This is a genomic window from Pseudomonas sp. NPDC087185, assembly GCF_044744955.1.
In the GTDB taxonomy this organism is placed as follows: domain Bacteria; phylum Pseudomonadota; class Gammaproteobacteria; order Pseudomonadales; family Pseudomonadaceae; genus Aquipseudomonas.
Map to the genome: position 1 here is coordinate 793,377 of NZ_JBIUZK010000002.1, position 25,408 is coordinate 818,784.

Annotated in this window: 21 protein-coding genes; 14 read left to right on the forward strand and 7 right to left on the reverse strand. The window is 60.2% G+C overall.

Annotated elements, in window-relative coordinates; translation table 11 throughout:
- Positions 1 to 40: 40 nt before the first annotated feature.
- From ACIPIJ_RS09165 to ACIPIJ_RS09185, 5 genes are all read right to left on the reverse strand, one after another.
- Positions 41 to 682 carry a 3-oxoacid CoA-transferase subunit B gene (locus ACIPIJ_RS09165; protein ID WP_401075178.1) on the reverse strand — a complete coding sequence of 214 codons (642 nt, stop codon included), beginning with the start codon at positions 680 to 682 and terminating at the stop codon, positions 41 to 43.
- An 8-nt stretch (positions 683 to 690) separates the two neighbouring features.
- Positions 691 to 1,386, reverse strand: coding sequence for a 3-oxoacid CoA-transferase subunit A (locus ACIPIJ_RS09170; RefSeq protein WP_401075181.1), 696 nt, complete (start codon positions 1,384 to 1,386; stop codon positions 691 to 693).
- 437 nt (positions 1,387 to 1,823) lie between these two features.
- Positions 1,824 to 2,660: an IclR family transcriptional regulator gene (locus tag ACIPIJ_RS09175; RefSeq protein WP_401075184.1), complete on the reverse strand. Its 837-nt coding sequence runs from the start codon at positions 2,658 to 2,660 to the stop codon at positions 1,824 to 1,826.
- Between the two features lie 108 nt (positions 2,661 to 2,768).
- The gene (locus ACIPIJ_RS09180) at positions 2,769 to 3,710 is read right to left on the reverse strand and encodes an ATP-binding protein (RefSeq protein ID WP_401075187.1); all 942 of its coding nucleotides are present in this window, start codon (positions 3,708 to 3,710) and stop codon (positions 2,769 to 2,771) included.
- Between the two features lie 455 nt (positions 3,711 to 4,165).
- Positions 4,166 to 4,888 (reverse strand): response regulator, encoded by a 723-nt coding sequence (locus ACIPIJ_RS09185; protein ID WP_401075189.1) that lies wholly within the window; start codon positions 4,886 to 4,888, stop codon positions 4,166 to 4,168.
- Between the two features lie 219 nt (positions 4,889 to 5,107).
- Here ACIPIJ_RS09185 and ACIPIJ_RS09190 point away from each other — a divergent pair, with 219 nt between their 5' ends.
- From ACIPIJ_RS09190 to ACIPIJ_RS09240, 11 genes are all read left to right on the forward strand, one after another.
- Positions 5,108 to 5,359: a DUF2790 domain-containing protein gene (locus ACIPIJ_RS09190; RefSeq protein WP_401075191.1), complete on the forward strand. Its 252-nt coding sequence runs from the start codon at positions 5,108 to 5,110 to the stop codon at positions 5,357 to 5,359.
- Between the two features lie 100 nt (positions 5,360 to 5,459).
- Positions 5,460 to 8,681, forward strand: coding sequence for an efflux RND transporter permease subunit (locus ACIPIJ_RS09195; RefSeq protein WP_401075194.1), 3,222 nt, complete (start codon positions 5,460 to 5,462; stop codon positions 8,679 to 8,681).
- Positions 8,671 to 9,837 carry an efflux RND transporter periplasmic adaptor subunit gene (locus tag ACIPIJ_RS09200; RefSeq protein ID WP_401075749.1) on the forward strand — a complete coding sequence of 389 codons (1,167 nt, stop codon included), beginning with the start codon at positions 8,671 to 8,673 and terminating at the stop codon, positions 9,835 to 9,837. Before ACIPIJ_RS09195 ends, ACIPIJ_RS09200 begins: the two co-directional genes overlap by 11 nt.
- A complete protein-coding gene (locus ACIPIJ_RS09205) occupies positions 9,821 to 11,215 on the forward strand; it encodes an efflux transporter outer membrane subunit (RefSeq protein ID WP_401075197.1) in 1,395 nt (464 codons plus the stop codon). The genes ACIPIJ_RS09200 and ACIPIJ_RS09205 overlap by 17 nt, the downstream gene beginning before the upstream one ends.
- Positions 11,216 to 11,407: 192 nt before the next feature.
- Positions 11,408 to 11,746 (forward strand): hypothetical protein, encoded by a 339-nt coding sequence (locus ACIPIJ_RS09210; RefSeq protein ID WP_401075200.1) that lies wholly within the window; start codon positions 11,408 to 11,410, stop codon positions 11,744 to 11,746.
- Between the two features lie 119 nt (positions 11,747 to 11,865).
- Positions 11,866 to 13,257: an MFS transporter gene (locus ACIPIJ_RS09215; RefSeq protein ID WP_401075203.1), complete on the forward strand. Its 1,392-nt coding sequence runs from the start codon at positions 11,866 to 11,868 to the stop codon at positions 13,255 to 13,257.
- A gap of 123 nt (positions 13,258 to 13,380) precedes the next feature.
- Entirely contained in the window at positions 13,381 to 14,310 is a 930-nt protein-coding gene (locus ACIPIJ_RS09220; RefSeq protein WP_196135580.1) for a dihydrodipicolinate synthase family protein, read from the forward strand.
- A gap of 220 nt (positions 14,311 to 14,530) precedes the next feature.
- On the forward strand, positions 14,531 to 15,766 hold the full coding sequence (locus ACIPIJ_RS09225; protein WP_401075752.1) for an OprD family porin: 1,236 nt from the start codon (positions 14,531 to 14,533) through the stop codon (positions 15,764 to 15,766).
- A gap of 420 nt (positions 15,767 to 16,186) precedes the next feature.
- On the forward strand, positions 16,187 to 17,734 hold the full coding sequence (locus ACIPIJ_RS09230; protein WP_401075206.1) for an AMP-binding protein: 1,548 nt from the start codon (positions 16,187 to 16,189) through the stop codon (positions 17,732 to 17,734).
- Between the two features lie 15 nt (positions 17,735 to 17,749).
- A complete protein-coding gene (locus tag ACIPIJ_RS09235) occupies positions 17,750 to 18,913 on the forward strand; it encodes an acyl-CoA dehydrogenase family protein (RefSeq protein ID WP_401075209.1) in 1,164 nt (387 codons plus the stop codon).
- Between the two features lie 64 nt (positions 18,914 to 18,977).
- Positions 18,978 to 20,288 carry an MFS transporter gene (locus ACIPIJ_RS09240; protein WP_401075211.1) on the forward strand — a complete coding sequence of 437 codons (1,311 nt, stop codon included), beginning with the start codon at positions 18,978 to 18,980 and terminating at the stop codon, positions 20,286 to 20,288.
- Here ACIPIJ_RS09240 and ACIPIJ_RS09245 read toward each other — a convergent pair.
- The gene (locus tag ACIPIJ_RS09245) at positions 20,273 to 21,235 is read right to left on the reverse strand and encodes a LysR family transcriptional regulator (RefSeq protein WP_401075214.1); all 963 of its coding nucleotides are present in this window, start codon (positions 21,233 to 21,235) and stop codon (positions 20,273 to 20,275) included. The two genes, ACIPIJ_RS09240 and ACIPIJ_RS09245, sit on opposite strands and share 16 nt — an antisense overlap.
- Before the next feature lie 150 nt (positions 21,236 to 21,385).
- Between ACIPIJ_RS09245 and ACIPIJ_RS09250 the strand changes: the two genes are divergently transcribed.
- Genes ACIPIJ_RS09250 through ACIPIJ_RS09260 form a run of 3 tightly spaced genes read left to right on the forward strand, consistent with a single transcriptional unit; the run spans position 21,386 to position 23,414 of the window.
- Complete coding sequence (locus tag ACIPIJ_RS09250) at positions 21,386 to 22,723, forward strand: DUF1329 domain-containing protein (protein ID WP_401075217.1); 1,338 nt, start codon at positions 21,386 to 21,388, stop codon at positions 22,721 to 22,723.
- A 12-nt stretch (positions 22,724 to 22,735) separates the two neighbouring features.
- On the forward strand, positions 22,736 to 23,125 hold the full coding sequence (locus tag ACIPIJ_RS09255) for a YidH family protein (protein ID WP_401075219.1): 390 nt from the start codon (positions 22,736 to 22,738) through the stop codon (positions 23,123 to 23,125).
- A complete protein-coding gene (locus tag ACIPIJ_RS09260) occupies positions 23,115 to 23,414 on the forward strand; it encodes a DUF202 domain-containing protein (protein WP_401075222.1) in 300 nt (99 codons plus the stop codon). The genes ACIPIJ_RS09255 and ACIPIJ_RS09260 overlap by 11 nt, the downstream gene beginning before the upstream one ends.
- An 18-nt stretch (positions 23,415 to 23,432) precedes the next feature.
- Here the strand turns inward: ACIPIJ_RS09260 and ACIPIJ_RS09265 are convergent, their stop codons facing one another.
- Positions 23,433 to 25,391, reverse strand: a complete 1,959-nt coding sequence (locus tag ACIPIJ_RS09265; RefSeq protein WP_401075225.1) for an alkyl/aryl-sulfatase — start codon at positions 25,389 to 25,391, stop codon at positions 23,433 to 23,435.
- Positions 25,392 to 25,408 lie beyond the last annotated feature (17 nt).

Below are 25,408 nucleotides of genomic sequence, written 5' to 3' on the forward strand. Positions count from 1 at the left end.
TAAAGGACGCCGATTCGAGGCTCAATGCGTGCTGCGCCGATTACTGGATCAAGGGCACGCCACTCAGCGCTTGCAACTGCTCGAAGTCGATATCCGCAAAAATCTCGACCACGCGCAGCCCATCTGAGGTTACATCCAGCACGGCCAGGTCGGTGTAGATGCGGCTGACACAACCGAAGCCGGTCGGCGGGTAGGTGCACTCGGGCACCAACTTGCTTTCGCCGGACTTGGTAAGGTGGTTCATCATCACGAACACGTGGCGGGCGCCAGTGGCCAGGTCCATTGCGCCGCCCACGGCGGGGATCGAACCTGCGGCGCCGGTGTGCCAGTTGGCCAAGTCGCCCTTGACCGATACCTGGAACGCGCCCAGTACGGCGATGTCCAGATGGCCGCCACGCATCATCGAGAACGAATCGGCGTGGTGGAAGAAAGCGCCACCGGGGAGCATGGTGACGTGCTCTTTACCGGCGTTGATTAGGTCATCGTCTTCCTCGTCCGGTGCCGGGCTCGGGCCCATGCCCAGCAGGCCGTTCTCGCTGTGCAGGAATACTTCCTTGTCGCCCAGGTAGTTGGCTACCAGGGTGGGGGCGCCAATGCCCAGGTTTACGTACGCGCCTTCCTGGATGTCTGCGGCCACGCGCTGGGCCATCTCGGTGCGGGAGAGCTTTTTGGTGATGGTCATGGCAGGCCTCAGACAGCTTTGGCAATCGAAGAAGTGGCAGCACCGCTAACGGCAACCACGCGCTGGACGAAGATACCGGGGGTGATAATGTGTTCCGGGTCCAGTTCACCAAGTTCGACAACCTGGTCGACCTGGGCGATGGCGGTCTTGGCGGCCATGGCCATGATCGGGCCGAAGTTACGGGCGGCCTTGCGGTAGGTCAGGTTGCCCCAACGGTCGCCCTTGTGCGCCTTGATCAGTGCGAAGTCGGCGTGCAGCGGCATTTCCAGCACGTACATGCGGCCGTCGATTTCACGGGTTTCCTTACCTTCGGCCAGCAGGGTGCCGTAGCCGGTCGGCGAGAAGAACGCACCGATGCCCGAACCTGCTGCGCGGATGCGCTCGGCCAGGTTGCCTTGCGGCACCACCTCCAGTTCGATCTTGCCGGCGCGGTACAGTTCGTCGAACACGTAGGAGTCGGACTGACGCGGGAACGAGCAGACCACCTTGCGCACGTGGCCCGCCTTAAGCAGGGCGGCCAGACCAATCTCGCCGTTGCCGGCATTGTTGCTGATGATAGTCAGGTCGCGGGCACGAGTGGCGATGAGCCCGTCGATGAGCTCGGACGGCATGCCTGCCGTACCAAAGCCACCGACCATGATGGTCGAACCGTCGATGATGCCTTCTACCGCGCTGGCGACGGACTCAAACGTTTTATTGATCACAGCGAGCTCCTGGTTATTCCTGGAGTTGGGTTGATCTGATCAACCGCTGAGCAGTGCGGGGAATGGTGGCCACTCAGCGATTGGCGTTGTTTTGCTGATGTGGCTCTAGCGTGCCGCAAGACTGGGTAAGAAGGGGAGAGGGAGAAGTGGAATTTGTGCGTTTATCGAACGGTTGTGCGATGTTCGGTTGTCCTCGCTGCCACGCTTTAAACTGTCGCCTGAACGGCGTGCTTCCTGAAAATAGTGCGGAGGATGTCGATGAAGAACGACAGCTTGGGAAACAGATTCAAGCTGTCCTGGGATATACGACGTGAGTATCCGCGGGTGGCGTCTGATATTCCTCCAGCATCTCCGTCAGCCGCCCACTGTGCAGGTACTGGCCCAGACCCCGCTCCAAGTGAGAATCGGCTCAACCTATAACGGGTATCGTTTGACGGTTACAGGCTGGAATTGATGCTTCCGTTCGCTTGTAGTGCTCGCCCGATATTCTTCGCCGCGGTAAGGGTCACGGACAGCGCTCGATGTTCAAGCTCCTCTGTGGTGCACCGCACTGCCGGCGCTGCGATACTGATGGCGCCAACTGGGTAGCCGTCGATATCAAGGACTGGAACGGCGAGGATGCGCAGACCCTCGGCGAACAGCGAGTCGGTGATGATGTACCCATCCTTACGAATCTGCTCCAACACCTCGGACAACGGCCGTGAGAGGGATTTGCTCATGAAGGACGTGGACGAGGAAAGCTCCTGGATGCGCTCAACTTCGTGATCAGGAAGGAACGCGAGGATTGATTGGCCAATCGCGGTCTGGCAAGCCGGCACCGTTGTGCCAATACGAATATCCACTCCAAGCCGAGTGATACCTGCCCTGACACGTTCTAGGTACAGAACGTCTGTGCCTTGCAGCACGGCGAAGCTTGCGGCTTCACTGGTTTCACTGACCAGCCCCCTCAGCACAGGGCGAACCAGACTGCGCAGGTCCGTGTGAGCAATGGCATGGAAGCCCAGGTTGAGGATTTTGAGTGTGAGGGAGAATCGCTTGCTCTCAGGAATTCGAGAAACATAGCCGAGGTCCACCAACGTATTCAGCATGCGATAGGTCGTGCCTGGGTCGAGCTCAGCCTTGGCAGCGATCTGGCTCAGGGTCAGCTCGTCGCTTTCCGCTGTGAAGGCCTCCAGGACTCGAAATCCTTTGGCAAGAGACTGCACAGTGCTGCGCTGATTTTTATCTTCGTCAGCGGCGGTCGTTTCGCTTTTTGTTGAGGTTCTAGGAGCCATGCGCGCTATCCACCTGGTGTAATTCTTGTTTTCGGAATGCGAAAAAATTCGTTAAAGAAGAATAGCACCAGGCGCTGCCTCATCCCACCTTAGATTTCTGCCGCTTACCTAGTTTTCAGGGAGCGAAATGATGGCATCCAACCCTCCATCGTGATTGATTAGGGTGACCTCGCCGCCATGCTGACGGGCTATGGTGCGTACGATGGAGAGGCCCAGGCCGACCCCGCCAGTATTGCGGTTTCTGGAGTGTTCCAAGCGGTAGAACGGGGTAAAAACAGCTTCAAGCTCTGAATCAGGAATACCATTTCCTCTGTCCGTCACCGAAATGTGGACCTGCTTATCCGCACTGTAGACGCGCACATCTGCGCACTCGCCGTATCTCACAGCATTCTCGATGAGATTACGGATCGCTCGCCGTAGAGCGTCAGGCCGGCATTCCAAAATGACTTTTGAGTTGCAGGAGAAAGACACGGCCATTCCCAAGGCGACCATGTCTTCGCACAAGCTTTCGACCAAAGTCCCGATGTCCATGGTCCTGGTTGGCTCGGTCACAGCATTGTCACGGCCGTAACCAATTGCGGCTTCAGTGATAGCCGTAATCTCGTCCAGGGTCGCAAGCATCTTGCGCTGTACTTCAGGATCCTGAATGAACTCAACACGCAGCCTGAGCGAGGTCAACGGAGTTCTAAGGTCGTGGCCCACCGCAGCCAACATGCGCGTACGATCATCGACAAAGCGCTGAATTCTGCGTTGCATCTGGTTGAAGGCTTGGGCGGTGCGACGGATATCTTCAGGCCCATGCTCGCGCAACTCCGTGCCTGAATGGCCTCGGCCCAATCGCTGGGCAGCACGTGCTAAATCTCGCAGGGGCTGGCTGATACCCCTGGCGATCAACACGGCAATCAAAGTGAGGGCCACTGCGGTGATACCCAGGGATACCAATGCTCGGCGACTAAACGGAGAGTCCGTCACTGGCTTGGCGTAAGCGGCATGTAACCACGTTCCATCATTCAGCGGGGTGGCCAGCCCCATGACATTGAGCTGCGGCAAGTAGATGAACCTAGCCGTTCGAGTGGAGGGCCACAGATCTTCGCTCGGCACAGACCAAGCAGCTGTCGCATCAATCGTTGCCGGTGGGACCTCGTCTTCGCTTCGGAACTGCAGAGGGATGCTTCCCTGTGGCTGCCCATGGCTCAAAGGTTCAAGCAAATGCCTACGAGCGAACTTCCACCACTCCGAGGGTTGGCTCGGTGAGGCTGGAAAGAGCCAGAACCGTTCGTAAGCGGTGCTGCTGACCTGGAGCGTCATTTGGCGTTCATCCACGGGCATTCGGTCCAGGAGTGATGCCAAGGATGAGGTTCGACTCAGAAAGTCAGACTTCGCCACCTCCCTAAGCGCACCCGCTCGCTCGTCCCAAAAAATACTGAGCGTCAGCGCTTGGGAGGCTATCAGCGCTAATAACATAAGCCCGATGAATCTTGCGGCTAAATTGGGGTTTCGTAGTTTCATGTTGATTTGGAAACCGGGTGCACAAATGCGTAGCCGCCGCCCCAATGAGTTCTAATATAAATCGGGTTTTTTGGGTCTGGCTCAATCTTTCTGCGAAGCCGGCTGATTTGGTTATCGATACTCCGGTCAAAGGGTTCGCTAGCACGGCCTGAGACTTTATTAAGGAGGTCATCGCGCGTGACGATTTCACCTGGCTTTTCTAATAATGCAGCCAGTAGCCTGAACTCGGTCCCACTCAATGAAACCGATACACCGTCAGCTCCTAATAACTCCCTTAGTTTGCAGTTCAACATCCAATCGCCGAAGCGGATCGACCCCTCTACCAAGCTGGAAGCACCCTCGCTTGCTGACGTGGACCGACGTAGCAAAGCTTTGACGCGAGCCAGCAATTCACGGGGGTTGAAGGGCTTTTTGAGATAGTCATCGCCCCCCATCTCAAGTCCGAGGATTACGTCCAGATCTTCTGTGCGGGCACTCAAAAAAAGTACTGGTGTATTAGAGCGAGAGCGGATGTGCCTGCACAGACTTAATCCGTCTTCGCCGGGCATCATGACATCAAGAATGATTAAGTCAGGGGTATCTTTATCAAGCAGATCCCTGAGTGCGTTGCCATCAGCTACAGCTGTCACACGATAGCCTTCTTGGGACAGGTATTGTGCAACTAGTTCGCGGATGTCTGGATAGTCATCAACGATTGCAATGTGCTGGCTGGAACTCATTTGTAAACCATCTGATGTAGTCGAGTCCTTTCAGCCTAAGGTACAGACGGCATTTTGAAAAGGGCTGCACAAATTGGCCTGATACAAAGCTGATACATTTCTGACAGGTTTGTGAGATTTCAGATGCATAAAACACACAATCCGTCCCACAAGGGACAAACTTTTCACGCCCCTCGGGACTTAGGATTCAGGCTCGATCACACAAACGAGAGCCCTGAGATGAGCAAGTTCAAAAACGCCGTCCTGTTCTGTCTGGTTTGCTCCGCAAGCGCCCTGTCGGTCACCGCCAACGCGGACCCTTCTCCGTACGAGTACGGTAAAACCTTGGATGTTGCGAAGGTCATCAAGCTGAACGAGCCGAACCCTGCGGTTTGCAAGGTCGTGGAGGCCACCATGACCTACGAGGATTCTCAGGGCGCGGTGAAGACCGTTTCCTATCGCCGCCTGGCTGACGTGTGTACCAACCGCTGATTGGCAGCCTTTTGAACCTCTTCGAGCATTCGTTTAGCGCACCTGTTCTTGCGCACCCGGCGGCGATGCCGCTGCCGCCTGCATCACCGTTGGAGTCTTTATGCTTGGCCTAGTCAAGACGGCGCTGCACAAGCCTTACACCTTTGCAGTCCTTGCCATCCTCATCTGTATCGTCGGTCCGCTCGCTGCCTTGCGCACGCCCACTGACGTGTTCCCCGACATCGATATCCCGGTAATCGCGGTTGTATGGCAGTACAACGGGCTTTCGCCGAATGACATGGCCGGTAGGGTGATCTACACCTACGAGCGTGCGCTTGGCACAACCGTTAACGATATCCAGCACATCGAATCGCAGTCGCTGCCTGGGATGGGGATCGTCAAAATCTTCTTCCAATCCGGGGTGGACATCCGCACGGCCAATGCCCAGGTCACAGCGATATCCCAGACGGTGTTGAAACAAATGCCTCCTGGCATCACCCCGCCGATGATCTTGAACTACAAAGCTTCCACTGTTCCGATTTTGCAGATGGCGTTCTCCAGCAGTTCGCTGTCTGAAGCAAAGATTCGAGATCTGGCTCTCAACAGCATCCGTCCACAGCTCTCCAGTATCGAAGGCTTGGCCATGCCTTTCCCCTATGGCGGGAAACAGCGGCAGATCACGCTTGATCTGGACCCTCAGGCGTTGGCGGCCAAAGGCCTCTCCGCCCAGGACGTTGGCAAAGCACTGTCTGCCCAGAACCAGATCATTCCGGTGGGAACGCTCAAACTTGACCGCTCGGAGTACACCGTGTTGTTGAACAACAGCCCGGTAGCAGTTGAGGCACTGAACCAGTTGCCGGTGAAGACGGTGAATGGTGTAACCATCACGCTGGGCCAGGTCGCTCACGTGCGTGACGGTTCGTCGCCGCAGACCAACATCGTGCGTGTAGATGGACGCCGTGCGGTACTGATGCCAGCGCTGAAGAATGGCGCGGTTTCGACCCTTTCGATCGTTCAGCAGATCCGTGAAGCCTTCCCAGCGATGTACGAGGTTCTTCCAGACTCGCTGAAAACGTCGTTACTCGCTGATGCTTCGGTATTCGTGAAGGCCTCGGTAGAAAGCGTGGCTCACGAGGGCATTATCGCGGCCGTGCTCACCAGCTTGATGATCCTGCTGTTCTTGGGCAGCTGGCGAAGCACTGTGATCATCGCGTCTTCCATTCCGTTGGCCATTCTCTCGGCGATCGCGCTACTGTCGGTCACCGGACAAACCTTGAACGTCATGACCCTGGGCGGATTGGCGCTTGCGGTCGGGATTCTGGTCGACGATGCGACGGTCACCATTGAGAACATCAACTGGCATTTGGAACAAGGCAAGGCAGTCAGGGACGCCATCCTCGATGGTGCTCGTCAGATCGTAGGGCCTGCATTCGTATCGCTGCTCTGTATCTGCATCGTGTTCGTACCGATGTTCTTGCTAAACGGTATTGCCGGCTACCTGTTCCGTCCCATGGCGCTCGCGGTCATCTTCGCGATGGGCTCATCGTTCCTGCTCTCACGGACACTGGTGCCGACTATGGCGCTCTTCCTGCTCAAACCCCATCAGGTCGAGTCGGGCGAAGGTCGCCACCCTGAAGAACCGTACCTGAACCACCACGAAGGTGATCACCCCCGCGGCCATTTGACCAAGGGGCTTGTAGCGTTCCAGCAAGGATTCGAAAAACGGTTCTCCGCCATCCGGGACCAATATCTTGATGTGCTGCGCTTCGCCCTTGCACGGCGTCGAGTGTTCCTCGGCTCTTTCCTGGGCTGCGTACTCGCCTCGTTCCTGCTGGTGCCAACGCTCGGCAAGGATTTCTTTCCGGCAGTGGACGGCGGCGCAATCGCATTGCATGTTCGCCTGCCTCTCGGTACTCGGATCGAAGAAAGCGCCGCGATGTTCGACAGGATCGAGGACTCGATTCGTAAGGTCATTCCTGGCAACCAGCTCGCAACCCTCATGGACAACATTGGTATCCCGGCGTCGGGTATCAACATGGCCTACAACAACACCGGCACCACTGGACCTCATGACGGTGACATTCAGATCGAGCTGAAAGCGGGGCATGCGGCTACTGCTTCATACGTGAAAGCGCTGCGCGAGCAATTACCTGTCGAGTTCCCGGGCACCACATTCTCCTTCCTGCCGGCCGACGTAAGCAGTCAAATTCTCAACTTCGGCTCCCCTGCACCGCTGGACGTGCAGATCTCGGGGCCCAATGACGAAGCCAACCGCGCATTTGCTGCAGCGCTGATGAAGCGGCTTCGGTTGATCCCCGGGATTGCTGACCTCAGGCTGCAGCAACCGACCGGCTACCCGACCTTCAAGGTCAGCGTGGACCGCTTGAAAGCTTCGCCGCTGGGTATCACCGAAGCCGACGTTACCAGCAGCATGACATCGTCCCTGGCAGGCAGCTCACAGATTGCGCCGGCGTTCTGGCTCGATCCCAAGTCTGGGGTTTCGTATGGCCTGGTGGCGGCTGCCCCGCAATACCGTATGGATGACCTCAGCAAACTGGAGGCGCTTCCCATCACCGGAGCCGATGGGCGTACGCAGATGCTGGGCAACCTGGCCACCATCACTCGCGAGTCGAGTCCGGCAGTTATCAGCCACTACAACATCCGACCCACGCTCAACCTCTATGCCAATGTCCAGGACCGAGACCTGGGTGGCGTCGCAACAGATATCCAACGCGTGTTGAAAGGTGCCGAATCGATACGTCCCAAAGGCGTCTCCGCTTCGCTGCATGGCCAGATCGAGGCCATGGATGAAGCGTTCAGTGGCCTGATGTTTGGATTGGTCGGGGCAATCGTGCTGATTTACCTACTGACGGTTGTGAACTTCCAATCCTGGATCGATCCGGTGGTGATCATTTCCGCGCTTCCTGCGGGCCTCGCCGGCATTGTCTGGATGCTGTTCCTGACGGGTACGACCCTTTCCGTTCCGGCGCTGACCGGGGCAATTCTGTGCATGGGTGTGGCTACGGCCAACTCAATCCTGATTGTCAGCTTCTGCAGAGAGCGCCTTGCTGCCCACGGCGATGCATTGAAAGCCGCTGTTGAGGCGGGCTTCACGCGCTTCCGCCCCGTGTGCATGACAGCGCTGGCAATGATCATCGGGATGCTACCCACCGCACTGTCCACCGAACAAAACGCTCCGCTGGGCCGCGCTGTGGTCGGCGGATTGATCTTGGCGACATGCGCCACGCTGCTGTTTGTTCCAACACTGTTCAGCCTTGTCCATGGGCGCAAGGGCTCGAACGAACTTTTGATGAATGCTGGAGAACGCCCGGATGTCGCGTAATAAAACCGCCACGACGAATCAGTCGAAAAAATTCTTTGTGGGCGGAGCTGCCTTGGTCATGATCGCCGTGGGCAGCGGCCTCGCTGTTCGTGCGTACCAGGCCAATGCGGTAGAAGCGTGGGCTATTGCACACGCTGAGCCGACTGTGAGCACCGTGATTGCGAGTAACGACTCATCCGAAAAGACGCTCCGGTTACCTGCCACATTGGCCCCTTGGAGTGATGCGCCTATCCATGCTCGGGTCAGTGGATACTTGAAGCGCTGGACGGCCGACTTGGGTACGCGTGTAAGTGCAGGGGACGTGCTGGCAGAGATTGATAGTCCTGAGTTGGACCAGCAGATTGCCCAAGCGAAGGCCGACTTGGAGCAAGCTCGCGCCCAAGCAGCGATTGCCCGCATCACTGCCTCTCGATGGCAGCGACTGTTAGTCGAGCACTCCGTGTCTCAACAAGATGCAGATGAGAAAGCGGCGGACTCCCGCGCTATTTCAGCGCGCGCTGATGGGGCCAAAGCGAACTACGAGCGTCTCCTGCAAATGGGTCAGTTCAAGGTGTTGCGAGCACCGTTCGACGGGATAGTCACTGCCCGTAATACGGATGTTGGCCAGCTGATACATGCGGATAACACTGCCGGCCCTGAGCTGTTCCACATGGTCGCGTTGCATGATTTAAGACTGCTTGTACCCATTCCCCAAAGCTACGCGACCGCGCTTTCGGCAGATTTCAAAGCCAAATTGCGAGTACCTGAGCGTCCAGGTGAAGCATTTGATGCAACACTGATGAGCACTGCGGGCTCGATCGACCAGCGCTCTGGCACCCTGATGGCGCAGTTCAAAGTGAGCAACTCCGATGGCAGGCTTCTCCCAGGGGGATATGCCGAGGTTGAGTTACCCGTTGGCAGTCGGCCAAGCAGCGTCGCCGTGCCTGCAACCAGTTTGATTTTCCGCAAAGCAGGACCGCAGGTAGCTGTGGTGAATAAAGCAGGTTTCGTTGCCCTTCGAGATGTGCACATAGGCCTCGACCTGGGCACAAGTCTGCAATTGGACGCAGGCCTTCAGGCTGGAGAGCAGGTCATCGATAACCCGCCAGATGGGTTACGGGCTGGCGACAAGGTCAAAGTGGCAGAGGGAGTGGTTAACCATGCCCCGAAAGCCTGAGCTTTTATTGCTTGCCGTACTGATCAGTGGGTGTTCGCTTGCACCCCAATACAGCGCGCCGATAGTCGATTTGCCAGCCCAATACTTTGAGCCCGGTTGGCAATCTGCTTCACCGTCTGACGCCACGAAATCAATCGACTGGGGCTTGTTCAACGACACCACCTTGAGCGACCTCCAAGCGCTCCTGATCAAGCGGAACCCGGACATACATGCGGCGCTAGCGCATTACCAAGCCGCCACGGCGTATGCCGCAGGTGTATCCGGGTTGTCTGCGCCTCAGCTGGAGGCTGAGGTGGCCACCCTTCGGCAGCGACAGTCTGACAATCGCCCGCTGCGCGGTGCCAGTCAGCCTTCCGTCTACAACAGTAATACGTTGGGGTTGGCCGGCACGTTGGATCTCGATCTGTGGGGTCGACTGCGCAACGAAGCCTCGATGGCCCAGGCTCAAGCAGAGGCGTCAGCCGAGGATCTGCGAGAAGCTCAGCGCTCGTTGCAAACACAGTTGGCCATCCATTACCTCCGGTTGAGGGGCATGGATGCACAAAGCAAAATTCTTCGCGAGACGATCAACAGCTATGGCCAGGCTCTGAAACTGGTCGAGAGCCGTTATCGCGGCGCGATCGCCTCAGAGCTCGATCTTGTTCGAGCCAAGCACCAACTCTCAGACGCTAAAGCACAGCTTGACGAGACGCTCGGACTGCGCGCGGTAGAGCTCCACATGGTGGCCGCCCTCGTTGGGTCTACTGCTGAGCAATTGAAGCTGGCCTTACCTGATCCGCAGCCTGAGCTGCCCGACATCCCGAAAACGCTTCCCAGCGCTTTGTTACAGCAGAGGCCCGATATTTCCGCTGCTGAGCGCCGAGTTTACGCCGCCAATCGCGGTATCGGCGTAGCGCGGGCCGCAATGTACCCAGATATAGGACTGACCGCCTCAATCGGAGGGCAGACCACCGGGAGCGGCAGCCTCATAGCAGCCAGCAATCGATATTGGGCCTTGGGCCCGTTGATCCACCTGCCGATTTTCGAAGGCGGCCGCTTGCAAGCGCAGGAAGATCAAAAGGTGGCCGAATTTGATGAAGCCTCTGCTCATTACCGCAGCATCGTGCTGAATGCGATTCGCGAGGTTGAGGACAACCTTGCAATGCTCAATCACCTGAAGCAGCAAGCATCGGATGAGAGTGACGCGCTGAGCGCAGCGCAGCGTGCTACGACCCTGGCCACACAGCGCTACAAAGAAGGTGCCATCAGCTACCTGGAGGTCCTCACTGCGCAGACTTTGGACCTCGCAGCTCAGCGAGAGCTGCAGAAGGTTCAGACCAACCTGATGATTCACAGTGCCCGATTGATCGGTGCCATAGGCGGTGAGTGGGGCTCGTAGAGCGCCGCGAAGCTATTCAGGAAGTGCTCATAAAAGCTAATGGAATTTCAGAGGGAATGGACATGGCATAAAAGAATAAAAAATCAGTTGAAGGGCCCAAAAAAGGATGGGCCCTGCCTACTGATGGTGATACTCTATTTGAAAAGAAGAAAAAACTTTCGCAATCCGAAAAACAACAAGGTGCGAAGAAAGATGAAACAGATTTTCAAACAACATGCCTGTTCCAAGCGTGCCGTCTACTCAGATCCAGGCAGCTGCGGCAATTTCGGTCTCTCCGTGATTGGATCATGTCTTTCGCGTGCTATGCCCAGTTCACATCTGAGGCAAGCTGTCATTCGCACCCAAATCAATATCGTCGCCTTTATCCATAAGGCGCGGCGCTTCGGTACTTGCGGCGCTGTCCGGCTTCGCCCCTCGTCGCTGTTCTCAAACGACTCTTTCAACACTCCACTTAATAAAGCCCCTGGCGTTTTTCGCAGCCGTCGTGGACCGGGCTATGAAGTGGTCGTTTTCGAAAAACTGATTACATAGCGTGATAAATCTGAACTGATTCTAAATCAGCTTATAGATTAACTACGCCATTGCACTGTGTTTACCACGGCAAGCTTTTGCTCGCCCCGAAAAACGCAAAAATAATAAAAGGTAGTGCTATGTTGATGCAGCAAGTAGAGACTGAACCCTTGCCGGACAAGGTGAAAAGTCAGGCCAATATAAGTGCCAGATTAGAGAGACTCCCAATCACCAAGCAGGTTTTTTGGGCTCGAAACATTATCGGTGCCGCAACATTCTTTGATGGATACACCGTGATTGCGATCGCCTACGCAATGCCGGTGCTGGCCAAGGAGTGGAGCTTGAGCGGTGCGCAGATCGGCATGATCCTTTCGGCGGGCTATCTGGGCCAGCTGTTCGGTGCGTTGATCTTTGGCTGGCTCGCTGAAAAGCTCGGGCGTATGAAGGTACTGACCTTTACCATCCTCCTGTTCGTGTCGATGGACGTGGCCTGCCTGTTCGCCTCCGGCGCAGCGATGATGATTGCGTTCCGGTTCATCCAAGGCATCGGCACGGGAGGAGAGGTACCTGTAGCCAGTGCTTATATCAACGAGCTAATCGGCTCTAAGAAACGAGGAAAATTCTTCCTCCTTTACGAGGTCATGTTCCTGTTGGGCTTGGTCGGAGCCGGCATCATTGGTTACTTCCTGGTGCCGATATACGGTTGGCAGGCCATGTTCGCCGTTGGGGTTGTCCCCGCCATGCTGCTGATACCGCTGCGCTTCTTCCTGTTCGAATCGCCGCGTTGGCTCGCCTCCAAAGGCCGCTTGGACGAGGCTGATCGAATCGTTACTCGGCTGGAAAATAGCGCGGTTAAAGCCGGCAAAACGTTGCAACCTCCAGTTGAAGTGCCGCAGATCCAAACGGACAAGAACGGTTTGGGCTGGAAAGAGCTTTTCAAGGGCATGTACCTCAAGCGCTCGCTGGTGATCTGGGCAATGTGGTTTGGCTCCTACATGGTCGCCAATGGTCTAATTACCTGGCTGCCAACCCTTTATCGCCAACACTTCAACTTGCCGCTTGAAACGAGCTTGGCCTATGGATTTATGACCTCAGCTGGGGGTGTAGTTGCCGCAGTAATTTGCGCATTGCTTATTGACAAAGTCGGCCGTCGTCGCTGGTATATGGGGGCACTCTTCTTGGCAGCCATCCCATTAGCAATCCTGGCAACTACTGGTGCAAGTGCTCCATTGAAGATTTTGGCCCTGGCAGGTCTAGGATACGCACTGGTTCAAACAGTTACTTTCTCTCTCTATCTCTACTCGGCAGAGCTTTACCCCACTCGACTGCGCGCTTTGGGAACCGGCGTCGGTAGTGCTTGGCTGAGAATGGGTTCTGCACTTGGCCCGATCATTGTAGGCTTTACAGTTTCCGGTGTTGGTGTTCAGTATGTATTCGGAACTTTCGCGGTCGTACTGCTGATCACTGCAATCATCACAGCTTTGTTCGCAATTGAAACCAAAGGGCGGATTCTGGAAGAACTTTCGCCTTGAGTATTAACTGGAAATAACAAGCGGCGGTACCTGACCTAGCAGCAATCTCAGAACACATCAATGTGTGTTTTGCGCCCGCGCATGCGTTAGTTGCGAAAATTAACTAAACCAGAGGTAACAAAAATGAGCACTAAAAACACCATCGACCTGAAAGGCCTCGTTCCTGCTCCAGTAACTCCGTTCACCCGTGACGGCGAAGTTGACTACGCAGCCATTCAGAAACTGGGCTCGTGGCTGGGCAGCATCGAAGGCGTCAAAGGCCTGGTCGTTTTGGGTCACGCTGGTGAAGGTACGTTCCTGACCCAGGCCGAACAGGGCCGCGTCATCCAGGCTTTCAAAGAATCGGTTGGCGGCCGCCTGCCAATCATCGCCGGCATCACCGGTGAAGGTACTCAAGTCGCCGCTGAGGAAGCCAAACGCGCTGTAGACAACGGTGCTGCTGCAGGTCTGGTGTACCCATCCCACGGCTGGCTGCGCTTCGGCTACCAGAAAGGCGCCGCCCAGGACCGCTACAAGGCCATCTACGAAGAAAGCGGTCTGCCGCTGATCCTCTTCCAGTACCCGGACGTGACCAAGGCCACCTACGACCTGGAAACCCAACTGGAAATCGCCAAGCAGCCCGGCGTCTTCGCCATGAAGAACGGTGTTCGTAACATGCGCCGTTGGGACACCGAGATCCCAGTAATCCGTCGTGAAGTGCCGGACCTGCAGATCCTGACCTGCCATGACGAATACCTGCTGCACACCATGTTCGACGTGGACGGTGCCCTGGTTGGCTACGGCGGCCTGACCCCTGAGCCGCTGATCGAGCTGATCGCTGCTGGTAAGCGTCGCGACTACCCAGCTGCTCGTGCCATCCACGACAAGCTGCTGCCGGTAACCCGCAATGTCTACCACCGCGGTTCCCACATGGAAGGCACCGTGGCTCTGAAACACGGCCTGGTTGCCCGAGGCATCCTGGATCACGCCACCGTGCGTTCGCCGCTGCTGCCTCTGGCAGAAGGCGCCGACAAGGAAATCGCTGACGCTCTGCGCAGCGCTGGCCTGGTCTGATCCCAAGCCAAAGCCAGCACCGAGCCTTTTCGGTGCTGGCCTTCAGCTGAAATACCGGCCAGGGCCCTGCGCATCAGGGTCTTGGCATCTTTCGATTCGGATTCTGCTTCACACACGAATAACGATCCGTTTTCCCGGAAGGACGGCATTCGCCCGCTCAACCGGCGATGACAGGCCAACAAAGCCCTTCAATAAAAACAACAGGGGACCGGTCTTGAACATGAATGCAAATCGCAAAAGCCTCGTACTCGTCATTCCTACTCTGCTTCTGCCTATCCATGTTTGGGCTGAAGGGTTCGTGGAAGACACTAGCGCCACTCTGACCTTCAGAAACTTCTTTTTTGAACGCAATTTCACTGCACCTGGTGTCGCTCAGAGCCATGCCCGTGAGTGGACGCAGGGTTTTATCTTTGATCTCAAGTCAGGATTTACACAGGGCACTATTGGCTTCGGCGTGGATGTCTTGGGTAAGTATGCAGTGAAGCTCGACGGGGGCGCAGGTGAGTACGGTGCGCTGCTGTTGCCTAAGGATGGCGATGGTGATCCAGCCGGAAGCTTCGGCAGGCTTGGGGTTGCGGTAAAGGCGAAGCTGTCGAGCACCGAGGTAAAGGTCGGCGAGTGGATGCCTAATTTCCCGATCGTCACCGCAGACGACTTCAGGGCGCTGCCGCAGACTTTCCGCGGCGCTCAGCTCGCTTCGCAAGCGCTCAAGAACTGGTCGTTTTACGCAGGCGAGTTCACCAAGACCAGCCTTCGAAATGACTCCTCCATGGAGGATTTCTCATTCGGATCTGCGCAGTCAGACTCCTTCAAATTCCTAGGTGCTGACTACCGCGCTACCGCTAAAAATACGACTGTCCGTCTCTGGTCGGGGGAGTTGGAAGACATTTACCAGCAGCACTACCTTGGGCTCATCAAGAAATGGCCGCTCAGCCAAGCGATATCGTTTACCTCAAACCTTGGCTATTTCTGGGGCAAAGATGCGGGGGCTGCAAAGGCAGGCTCGCTGGATAACCAGACAGCTTCCGCTCTGTTCAGCCTCAACATCGCTCAGCACTCGATCAGTATCGGGCTGCAAAATGTTTCGGGTGACACCGGGTGGATGCGCATCGGCGGGACCGGCGGCATTTACCTTGCGAACAACACCTTCAACCATGCCTTCGACAATCCTCGCGAAAGATCCTGGCAGGTTCGATATGACCTCAATTTCGTCGGCTACGGGATACCTGGTCTGACTTTCATGACGCGGTATGTGCATGGCGATAACGTGGAATTGAGAAACGTCAAAGACGGTTCGGAATGGGCACGAGAATCAGAACTGGGTTACGTGGTTCAGAGCGGCAAGCTGAAGGATCTGGCCGTGCGGTGGCGAAACTCCAGCGTCCGACGAGATTTCAACGCGAGCGATTACGACGAGAACCGACTGATCGTCAGCTACCCGCTCAACATTTTCTAGGAGGCCGAATCACATCATGCAAATGTACGAAGCTACCGAAGTCATTGAGGTGCTTGGCCAGGCGTCCGCCAATGAGTTGCTCAAGGAGGGGTGGACTCTGCTCGCAATCGTCCCGAGCGCGCAATCGACTCCTTGGTACATTCTCGGGAAGCGCTCTTAGCCGAGTGGCATCTTGTACGGACGCTCCCGGGTCAATTGGGCAGTTTCGAACGGGGAGTTTTACCTCGATAGCGGTCAGTGCTGAGCGGCCGATTCCGACGCAACCAATGACTGCCACGTCCCGACGGAGCGCCAGCCCCAGCACGTCAGGCCATTGCGCCAGCTAATTACGTTATGGCCGACATCTGAATCTTGTATTTCATTTGCACGCGCACGGCTGATTAGCATCGTCGATGTCTTCCTGTCGACGAGAACAACAACGTGAACCTTGGAACGATCATTACCCGAAGTGCCCGCTACTGGCCGGACCACATCGCCGTGGCGGACAGCCAGACACGTCTCACATACGCCCAGCTGGAGCGGCGCGGCAACCGCCTGGCCTCAGCGCTGGGCACGCTGGGTGTGGGCGTCGGCGAGCATGTGGCGATCCTCGCCGCCAACCGCGTGGAGCTGGTCGAAGCGGAAGTGGCGCTGTACAAGGCGGCGATGGTCAAGGTGCCGATCAATGCGCGGCTGTCAGTGGATGAAGTGGTGCGGGTGCTGGAAGACTCCTGCAGCGTTGCACTGATCACCGACGCCCGTTTTGCCCAGGCGCTGGCAGCACGGCGCACGGAGTTGCCGCTGCTGCGCCAGCTGATCGTGCTGGAAGGCGAGGGCGCGGACCTGGGTTATGCCGCGTTGCTCGAGCGCGGCAGTGAGGAATCGCTGGGCCTGGACCCGGCCGACGATGCGTTGGCCGTGCTGCATTACACCTCCGGCAGCTCCGGCGTGCTCAAGGCCGCGATGCTCTCGTTCGGCAACCGCAAGGCGCTGGTACGCAAGAGCATCGCCAGCCCCACACGGCGCTCCGGGCCGGGCGACGTCATGGCCCACGTGGGGCCCATCACCCATGCCAGCGGCATGCAGATCATGCCGCTGCTGGCGGTGGGCGCATGCAACCTGCTGCTCGACCGGTATGACGACCGCCTTTTGCTGGAGACCATCCAGCGCGAGCGTGTGACGCGGCTGTTCCTGGTGCCAGCGATGATCAACCGCCTGGTCAATTACCCCGGCGTCGAACGCTTCGACCTGTCCAGCCTGAAGCTGGTCATGTACGGCGCTGCGCCCATGGCGCCGGCCCTGGTGAAACAGGCCATCGAACTGTTCGGTCCGATTCTCGCGCAAGGTTACGGCGCGGGTGAAACCTGTTCACTGGTCACGGTGCTGACCGAGCAGGACCATTTGGTGGAGGACGGCGATTATCACCGCCTGGCTTCCTGCGGGCGATGCTACTTCGAGACTGACCTGCGGGTGGTCAACGAGGCGTTCGAGGATGTGGCGCCGGGTGAAGTCGGCGAGATTGTGGTCAAGGGCCCGGACGTGATGCAGGGCTACTGGCGCGCCCCGGTGCTCACTGCCGAAGTGATGCGTGACGGCTACTACCTCACCGGCGACCTGGCGACGGTCGATGCCCAGGGGTACGTGTTCATCGTCGATCGCAAGAAGGAAATGATCATCTCCGGCGGGTTCAATGTGTACCCCAGCGAAGTGGAGCAGGTGATCTACGGCTTCCCCGAAGTGTTCGAGGTGGCGGTGGTCGGCGTGCCCGACGCGCAGTGGGGTGAAGCGGTGCGCGCGGTGGTAGTGCTCAAGGCCGGGGCGCAGCTGGAGGCCGCCGAACTGATCGAGCGTTGCGGCCGTGCGCTGGCCGGTTTCAAGAAGCCGCGCGGCGTCGACTTTGTCAGCGAACTGCCGAAAAACCCCAATGGCAAGGTGGTGCGCCGCCTGGTCCGGGACACTTACTGGCAACACAGCGAACGTCGTATCTGACCAGGGAGAATCATCATGTATCAACCCAGTGCAAAGGCTGCGCAGATTATCGAAGCGATCGAGGGTTTCGTCCGCGATCAGGTACGCCCGCTGGAGCAGCAGGCACAGCTGGACTGGGCGCGCCCGCATCCCCAGACGGTGCTGCGGCAGGTATGGAAGCTTTCCAGCGAGCAGGGCCTGTACACCGTCATGCTGCCCGAGAGCATGGGCGGGGCCGGCCTGAACGTGGCCGATCTGTGCGCGGTGAAGGAAGCCACGGTGCTGACAGGCTCCATGCTCGCGTCGCACGTGTTGGGCGAGCTGTCGGGGCCGCCGCGGGTCGGCCACCTGTTCAAGGTGGCAAGCCCCTACCAGGTAGAGACCTTCCTCAAGCCGGTATGCCGCGCTGAAAAGGCCGTGTGCTTTGCCCTGACCGAAGCCGAGGCCGGCTCCGATGCAGCCGCCATTGCCACCCAGGCACGCCGCGACGGTGACCACTACGTGCTCAGCGGCAGCAAGCGTTATATCTCCGGCGCCACCTACGCCGACCTGGCGGTGCTGCTGGCGGTGACCGGGCCGGGTAAGGGCGCCCAGGGCATTTCGGCGTTCTTCGTCGACCTCAACGCCCCGGGTGTGCGAATCGACAGCGATTACTCGGTGATGTCCGGTGGCGGTGCGCATGGCGACATCGTGCTCGACCAGGTGCGCGTGCCGGCGGCCAACCTGATCGGTGAAGAGGGGCAGGGGTTCAAACTGGCCATGGGGCGCATCACCCTCAACCGCCTGCTGCATTGCCCGACCCTGCTGGGGATGGCCGGCCTGGCGCTGAACCTGTCGATCGAACATGCGCGCAGCCGCAAGCAGTTCGGCCAGCCGATCGCCATGTTCCAGGCGGTCAACCACATGATCGCCGACATGGCCACCGAGCTGCACGCTGCGCGCAGCATGGTCTACGCCACCGCCCAGGTGAACGACGCCGGGGGCGATATTCGCACCCAGGCGCCAATGTGCAAGCTATTCGTCTCCGAGGCTGCCTTCCGCATCGCCGACAAGGCGGTGCAGGTGCATGGCGGCGCCGGGCTGATGCAGGGCCACCCGGTGGAGTGGATTTTCCGCGCCACGCGGATGATGCGTATCCTCACCGGCACCAGCGAGATCCAGCGCAACACCATTGCCAAAGGCGTGCTGATGCCTGCCTGAACGACGGGCCGCCCTTGCGGCGGCCTTTTTGCAACACCCCACAACAATAACAAGAGTACTCGCCATGACTGCGGATTCTTCCCTGCCCAACCCCCGTACCGCCTGGCTGGTGGCCGCGCTGCTGGCCTTGCTGATGCTGGTCAACTTTCTCGACAAGGTGGTGATCGGCCTGGTGGCGGTGCCGATGAGCGCCGAACTGGGCCTGACGGCCACCGAGTTCGGCCTGATCGGCGGCGCCTTGCACTGGTTCTTCGCGATCTCCGCCGTGGTCGGTGGCTTCATGGCCAACCGGCGCCCCACCCGCACCTTGCTGCTGGGCATGGGCCTGTTCTGGGCGCTGATCCAGCTGCCGATGCTGTTTGCCACCTCACTGTGGGCCATCGTCGCCTGCCGGGTGCTGCTGGGCATCGGTGAGGGGCCGGCATCGCCGGTGGCCACCCATGCGCTGTACAAGTGGTTCCCCAACGACCGGCGCAACCTGCCGGTGGCCCTGCTGCATGCCGGCAGTGCCATGGGGCTGCTGGTGGCGGGGGCGATGATCCCCTGGGTCAGCCTGCATTATGGCTGGCGCAGCAATTTCATCATCCTTGCGCTGATCGGCCTGGTCTGGTGCCTGCTGTGGTGGCGGCTGGGCCAGGAGGGCACCCTCGAACGCCTGCGCGCCAGCCAGCTCAAGGCCGATGAACCGGCTATTCCCTATCGCCGGCTGCTGGCTGACCCCAGCGTGCTGGGCAACTACCTGTGCCACTTCGCCGCCAACTGGTCGCTGGCCCTGACCCTGACCTGGGTGCCCAGTTACCTGCAGGTGGGCCTGGGTATCGACCCGCTGCAGACCGGGCGCATCTTCATCATGTTCGTGGTCGTGACCACGCCGCTGAGCTTGCTGCTGGCCTGGTTCTCCCAGCGCCTGATGCGGCGCGGCGTGCCGTCACGGGTGGCACGCGGCGTGTTCGTTTCAGTGTGCTTGATAGTGGGCGGGCTGTTGTCGGCGTCGCTGATGCTGCCTGGCCTGAGCACGGCCGCAAGGGTCGCTGCGCTGACCTTCAGTGGTGGCCTGGCGTTGGTCATGTACTCCGTGGGCCCGGCAATGCTCGCCGAGTTCACCCCGGCGGCCCAGCGCGGCGGCATCCTCGCCATGGGCAACGGCATCGCCTCGCTGGCCGGGCTGGCAGCACCGGTGGTGACCGGCTTGCTGGTACAAGGTGCGGGTAGCGAGCACCCGGCGGGGTATGCCCAGGGCTTCCTGGTATGCGGCGCGGTGCTGGTGGTGGCCGGGCTGGTGGGCCTGGCCACCCTGAACCCGCAGCGCACCCAGCAGCGCCTGCGCGAGTCGGCTGCAGCTGGCGGGCAGGCGCGCGCTCAGACCGCCAGCTGAACGCCGAGCACGGTCTCCAGCGGTTCGGCATCCTTGCCGATCAGTTCGCCCCGCCAGCGGCCGCTGTTGACCAGGTCGATCAGCACGCTACGCACCAGGTCGCGCAGGCAACCGGCGGCGAACGACAAGGGCTTGTGCTGGGAGTGCGCCAAGGCGATGGTGCGGCTGATGCGCGGTTCGACGATGCGCCGTGCCGTCGTGGGTTCGAGCAGTATGCTCAGCGGCGGCCAGTTGCTGATAGTCGCCGCCAGGCCGGCGCGCACCAGGCTGGCGATGCCGGGCGCCGATTGTTGCTCGTAGGCGGCGGCCAGGGGTACGGCGGCTTCCATGGCGGCTTGTTCGATGCGTCGGCGCAGGTGCAGCGTCCTGGGCGGGAGCACCAGCCGGGTGGCGGCGGCCTCGGCGAGGGTGATGGTGTCGGGGGTGCCAGGGGCTGATGCGCCGACCCAGTAAAGCGCCTCGGTGAAGATCGGCTCGGCCTCGACATGCTCGAGTTCCTCGGCATTGGGCACCACACCGAAGTCCACCTTGCCCAGCTCGATGGCCTGGCCGCCTTCACGGCTGAGGCCATCCCACACCGTCAGGGTGACCCCGGGGAAGCGCTGTTCGGCGCGCCTGACGATTTCCGGCAGCAGCAGGTCGGCGGCCGTGGCCGGGATGGAAATGGCCACGTGGCCCTTGGGGTCGCCGCGGCTGGATTTCAGCTCATCCTTCACCGAGTCGAGTTTCTGCACCACCTGCCGGGCCACCTCGTAGAGCTGGCGACCGGCATCGGTCAGGGCAATGCCATCGTGCTGGCGGTCGAGCAGCTGCATCTCCAGCTCACTTTCCAGCAGGCTGATCTGCCGGCTCAACGCCGGCTGGGCAATGTAGGCGCGACGTGAAGCCGAAGAGAAGCTGCCGGCTTCGACGATGGCGATCAGGTAGCGGAGCTGTTTCAGGGTCATCGGAGCGGTTCCAAAGGTATGCCGAACTGATATGGCACGTATCCGAACACGTTATTTGTGGGGTTCGAAGCGCGGCTCCTAGTATCACCCCGAAAGGGCGTGCCAAGGCAAGCCCGGCCGGGACCACACAACAACAAGAGGCCAAGCCCGATGAAACCATTCGCCTTGCTGCGCAGCTTCCTGTTCGTCAACGCCAGCCTGCTGAGCCTGTACGTGGGGGCCACGCCACTGCCCGCAGGCCTGACGCCGGTGGGGGCCGAAGGCGGGCCCAGCAGCGACGGCCGCATCCCGGCCTGGAGCGGCGGCCTGCAGGCGGGGCACGTGTCGCTGGCGGTCAACGGTACGCCACTGGACCCGTACGCCGATGAGCAGCCGCTGTATGTGATCACCGCCAATAACTACACCCAGTACCGGGAGCAGCTGACGGCGGGGCAGGTGGCCTTGATGCAGCGTTACCCCAAGTCGTTCCGCCTGCCGGTATATCCCTCGCATCGCAGTGTCGCGGTGCCGCCACCCGTGAGCGAGTGGGCCCGGCACAATGCGGCCAGTGCCCGGCTGGTCAATGACGGCAACGGCGTGGAGGGCTTTGCCGGCGTAGTGGCATTCCCCAGGCCCGAGAATGGCTTGCAGGTGCTATGGAACCACCTCACCCGGCCGCGCAACGGCAGCTACAGCCTGGCCTCGGACAGCATCACCCCGCGCGGCGATGGCCGCTTCGCAAGGATGAGCCTGCAACAGAACTTCGCTCGCCCCGACGTACTGGAAGGTGGCCAGGCGGGCAACGTGCTGTATTACCTGAGTTACCGCATGACCGCGCCGTCGCGCCTGGCGGGCGATGCCGTGGTGCTGCACGAAACCCTCGATCAGGTGGCGCAACCGCGCCTCTCGTGGCTGTACAGCAGCAGCCAGCGGAGGGTGCGGCGCGCCCCGGCGCTGGCCTATGACAGCATCACCCCGGGCACGGCCGGCCTGCGCACCGCCGACAGCCGCGACATGTTCAACGGCGCCCCCGACCTTTACCAGTGGACCCTGGTCGGCAAGAAGGCCCTGCACGTGCCGTACAACAGCTATCGCCTGGCATCGCCCCTGCTCGGCTATGCCGCGCTGATCGGGCCGGGGCACGTCAACCCGCAACCCACCCGCTACGAGCTGCACCGGGTGTGGGAAGTGGTGGGCACCCTCAAGCCTGGGGCGAAGCATCTGTATGCCAGCCGCCGCTACTACCTGGACGAGGACAGCTGGGCCATCCTCGAGGCGGACTTCTTTGACCATAAGGGCCAGCTGTGGCGCACCGCCCAGGCCCACAGCTACTACCACGTCACCGGGCAGGCGCTGGTCAACGCCATGGAGGCGATCTACGACCTGCGCAGTGGCCGCTACCAGCTGTCGGGCCTGACCAACGAGCAGCCAAGGCCGTACGCCTTCGACGTGCGCACCAGTGCTTCCTACTTCTCCCCCGGCGCATTGCGCAGCCAAGGGCTGCGTTGACACAGGGCTCCCATGAATTCCGATCACCGTCATACCCCTTGGGAGCGCTGGTTGCTGGGGCAGGGCAAGGCGCCCGACCCGCGGTTCACCCTGGCCAATGAGCGCACCTTTCTTGCCTGGATCCGCACCGCCCTGGCCTTGCTCGGCGGCGCCATCGCCATCGAAACCTTCGCGGCCCAGGCCTGGCCGCCGTCTGGGCGCGTGGCGATGGAGCTGGCGTTGCTGGCCACCAGCTTGCTGGTGAGCCTGGGCGCCGGCTGGCGCTGGTTGGCGGTGGAGCGCGCATTGCGCCGCGAGGCGCCGCTGCCGCTGCCGCGCCTGGTGCCGCTGCTGAGCGTGGCGTGCGGGCTTGCCTGCGTGGCGCTGGTCGGCGTGCTATGGGCGCGTTGGCATGGCGGATAGCGCCCGCGACACCGGCCTGCAGGCCGAACGTACGGTGCTGGCCTGGCGGCGCACGCAGGTGTCGTTGCTGCTGGTAGCGTGCCTCGCCTGGCGTGGCGAACTGTGGATGGTGGCCGGCATGGCTGTGCTGTTGGCGCTGCTTGGGCGGGCCCGCGAGCGCGGGGTGTACCGCCGTGGGTTGGGCATGTTGCACCGCGAGCAGGGCCAGGCGGCCGCCTGGAACGTGCTGCTCTGTGCCTTGGGGGTGGCGGGGCTGGTGCTGAGCGTGTGGTTGCGCCGCTCGCTTTAGGGCGGCGCTGTTGGTCATTCAGGGCGTGACGATATTGAAGCGCCCATCCGGCTCGTCCAGCCCTGCCATGAAGCGCATGAATTTCACCCGCTCACCACTGATCTCGACATCACCCACGGTCGCTTCCTTGAGAAAGCCGGTCTGCTTCAGGGCGATGCGGTCCAGGGTCGCCTTGCTCATTTTTACCTCGACATCCGCCTGCCCGTGGCGGGTGTGGTCACGGTGGGTGAGCACACCGTTGCGCAGGGTCAGTGCGTAGTCTTCGTTCAGGTCGGTGAAGCGCCAATTGATGGTCAGGTCTTGCTCGGCGGCCTTGGCGGCATCCACGCGCACGCCCAGGTAGTCGAAGAACAGCGTCGGGGTCAGGGCGCGTACCAAGTCGTCCGCGCTGCCACCTTTGCTGGCGGCAGGCGCCATGCCATTGCGCAGCTCCTGCGCACCGGTCAGGTAGGCGTTGCGCCAGGTGGCATTCTCACTCTGGTAGCCCAGTTGCTCCAAGGCGTCGGCCTGCAGCTCGCGCGCTGCGCTGTTGTCGGGCTGGGCGAATACCAGGTGCCGGGTGAGCTCGGCAACCCAGCGGTAATCACCGCTGCCATAGGCCTCACGCGCCAGCGTCAGCACCCGCTCGGCGCCGCCCAGGGCCTTGACATAATGCGCACCGGCTTCGCTCGGCGGCAGTGGGTTGAGGGTTGCCGGGTTGCCGTCGTAAAAGCCCATGTAGCGCTGATACACCGCCCGCACGTTGTGGCTGAGCGAACCGTAGTAGTCGCGGCTGTACCATTTGCTGGCCAGCCGTGGCGGCAAGGTGGTCAGCTCGGCGGCGATCTCGGTGGGGCCAAGGCCGCGGTTGATCAGGCGCAGGGTCTGGCTGTCGATGAAAGCGTACATGTCGCGCTGATCGGCCAGGTACTCGCGGATCGCCGCGCCGCCCCAGGTTGGCCAATGGTGCTGGGCAAACACCACTTCGGCCTGCTCGCCATAGCGCAACAGCGACTGGTCGAGGTAGTGCGCCCACACCTTGGCATCGCGCACCTGGGCACCGCGCAGGGTCAACACGTTGTGTTGCACATGGGAGGCGTTCTCGGCCATGCACAGGGCCTTGAACTGGGGGAACCACAGGTTCATTTCAGCGGGCGCTTCGGTGCCGGGGGTGAGCTGGAACTCGATATCGACACCATCGATGCGCAGGGTCTCGAAGGGTTGTTCTATCAGCCGGGTCGGGGCGATCAGGCTGACCGTAGCGTTGGCCGGCACACCTTTGCCCAGGCCGGCGTCCACCTGGCCGCGTGGCCCACGTGGCAGTGGCGCGCCGTACATGTATTGCGCCCGGCGCTTCATTGCAGGCCCGGCCAGCACGTTTTCGCTGATGGCATGTTCGAAGAAACCCTGCGGGGCGATGACCTGCACTTTGCCGGCCTTGACGTCGGCCTCGTCGATCACCCCACGCACCCCCCCGAAGTGATCGACGTGCGGGTGGGTATAGATCACCGCCACCACCGGCCGCTGCGGGCGATGGCGCAAGTACATGGCCAACCCGGCCCTGGCGGTTTCCACCGACAGCAACGGGTCCATCACGATCAGGCCGTGCTCGCCTTCGATCAGGGTCATGTTGGCGAGGTCCAGGCCGCGTACTTGGTAGATGCCTTCGCTGACCTTGAACAACCCGGCAACGGTGTTGAGCTGGGCAATACGCCACAGGCTCGGGTTGACCGTGGCCGGTGCCTCGCCGTTCAGGAACGCATACCGCTGCAGGTCCCAGACGGTTTTGCCGTCGGCATTGACCACGGGCTGGTCGACGGCTTCGAGCAGGCCGCGGCGGGCATTGTCGTAGTCGCTGCGGTCGGCGAAGGGCAGGCGCTGCAACCATTGCTGATTGCTCTGGCGAGTGAGGTCGGTAGCGTCCTTGGCCGGCCCCTCGGCCAGCGCCGCGAAGGGCAGGGCCAGGGCCAGCAGGCAGGGCAGTGTGTGGAGGCGCATGGAGTGGTCCTTGTTGT

Excerpts from the sequence above, each read along its gene's own strand:
- ACIPIJ_RS09255 (WP_401075219.1), top strand. The coding sequence starts at position 22,736 with ATGAATTCCGATCACCGTCATACCCCTTGGGAGCGCTGGTTGCTGGGG.
- ACIPIJ_RS09205 (WP_401075197.1), top strand. The coding sequence starts at position 9,821 with ATGCCCCGAAAGCCTGAGCTTTTATTGCTTGCCGTACTGATCAGTGGG.
- ACIPIJ_RS09225 (WP_401075752.1), top strand. The coding sequence starts at position 14,531 with ATGAATGCAAATCGCAAAAGCCTCGTACTCGTCATTCCTACTCTGCTT.
- ACIPIJ_RS09250 (WP_401075217.1), top strand. The coding sequence starts at position 21,386 with ATGAAACCATTCGCCTTGCTGCGCAGCTTCCTGTTCGTCAACGCCAGC.
- ACIPIJ_RS09235 (WP_401075209.1), top strand. The coding sequence starts at position 17,750 with ATGTATCAACCCAGTGCAAAGGCTGCGCAGATTATCGAAGCGATCGAG.
- ACIPIJ_RS09190 (WP_401075191.1), top strand. The coding sequence starts at position 5,108 with ATGAGCAAGTTCAAAAACGCCGTCCTGTTCTGTCTGGTTTGCTCCGCA.
- ACIPIJ_RS09195 (WP_401075194.1), top strand. The coding sequence starts at position 5,460 with ATGCTTGGCCTAGTCAAGACGGCGCTGCACAAGCCTTACACCTTTGCA.
- ACIPIJ_RS09210 (WP_401075200.1), top strand. The coding sequence starts at position 11,408 with ATGAAACAGATTTTCAAACAACATGCCTGTTCCAAGCGTGCCGTCTAC.
- ACIPIJ_RS09165 (WP_401075178.1), bottom strand. The coding sequence starts at position 682 with ATGACCATCACCAAAAAGCTCTCCCGCACCGAGATGGCCCAGCGCGTG.
- ACIPIJ_RS09185 (WP_401075189.1), bottom strand. The coding sequence starts at position 4,888 with ATGAGTTCCAGCCAGCACATTGCAATCGTTGATGACTATCCAGACATC.
- ACIPIJ_RS09260 (WP_401075222.1), top strand. The coding sequence starts at position 23,115 with ATGGCGGATAGCGCCCGCGACACCGGCCTGCAGGCCGAACGTACGGTG.
- ACIPIJ_RS09215 (WP_401075203.1), top strand. The coding sequence starts at position 11,866 with ATGTTGATGCAGCAAGTAGAGACTGAACCCTTGCCGGACAAGGTGAAA.
- ACIPIJ_RS09265 (WP_401075225.1), bottom strand. The coding sequence starts at position 25,391 with ATGCGCCTCCACACACTGCCCTGCCTGCTGGCCCTGGCCCTGCCCTTC.
- ACIPIJ_RS09200 (WP_401075749.1), top strand. The coding sequence starts at position 8,671 with ATGTCGCGTAATAAAACCGCCACGACGAATCAGTCGAAAAAATTCTTT.
- ACIPIJ_RS09175 (WP_401075184.1), bottom strand. The coding sequence starts at position 2,660 with ATGGCTCCTAGAACCTCAACAAAAAGCGAAACGACCGCCGCTGACGAA.
- ACIPIJ_RS09220 (WP_196135580.1), top strand. The coding sequence starts at position 13,381 with ATGAGCACTAAAAACACCATCGACCTGAAAGGCCTCGTTCCTGCTCCA.
- ACIPIJ_RS09240 (WP_401075211.1), top strand. The coding sequence starts at position 18,978 with ATGACTGCGGATTCTTCCCTGCCCAACCCCCGTACCGCCTGGCTGGTG.
- ACIPIJ_RS09245 (WP_401075214.1), bottom strand. The coding sequence starts at position 21,235 with ATGACCCTGAAACAGCTCCGCTACCTGATCGCCATCGTCGAAGCCGGC.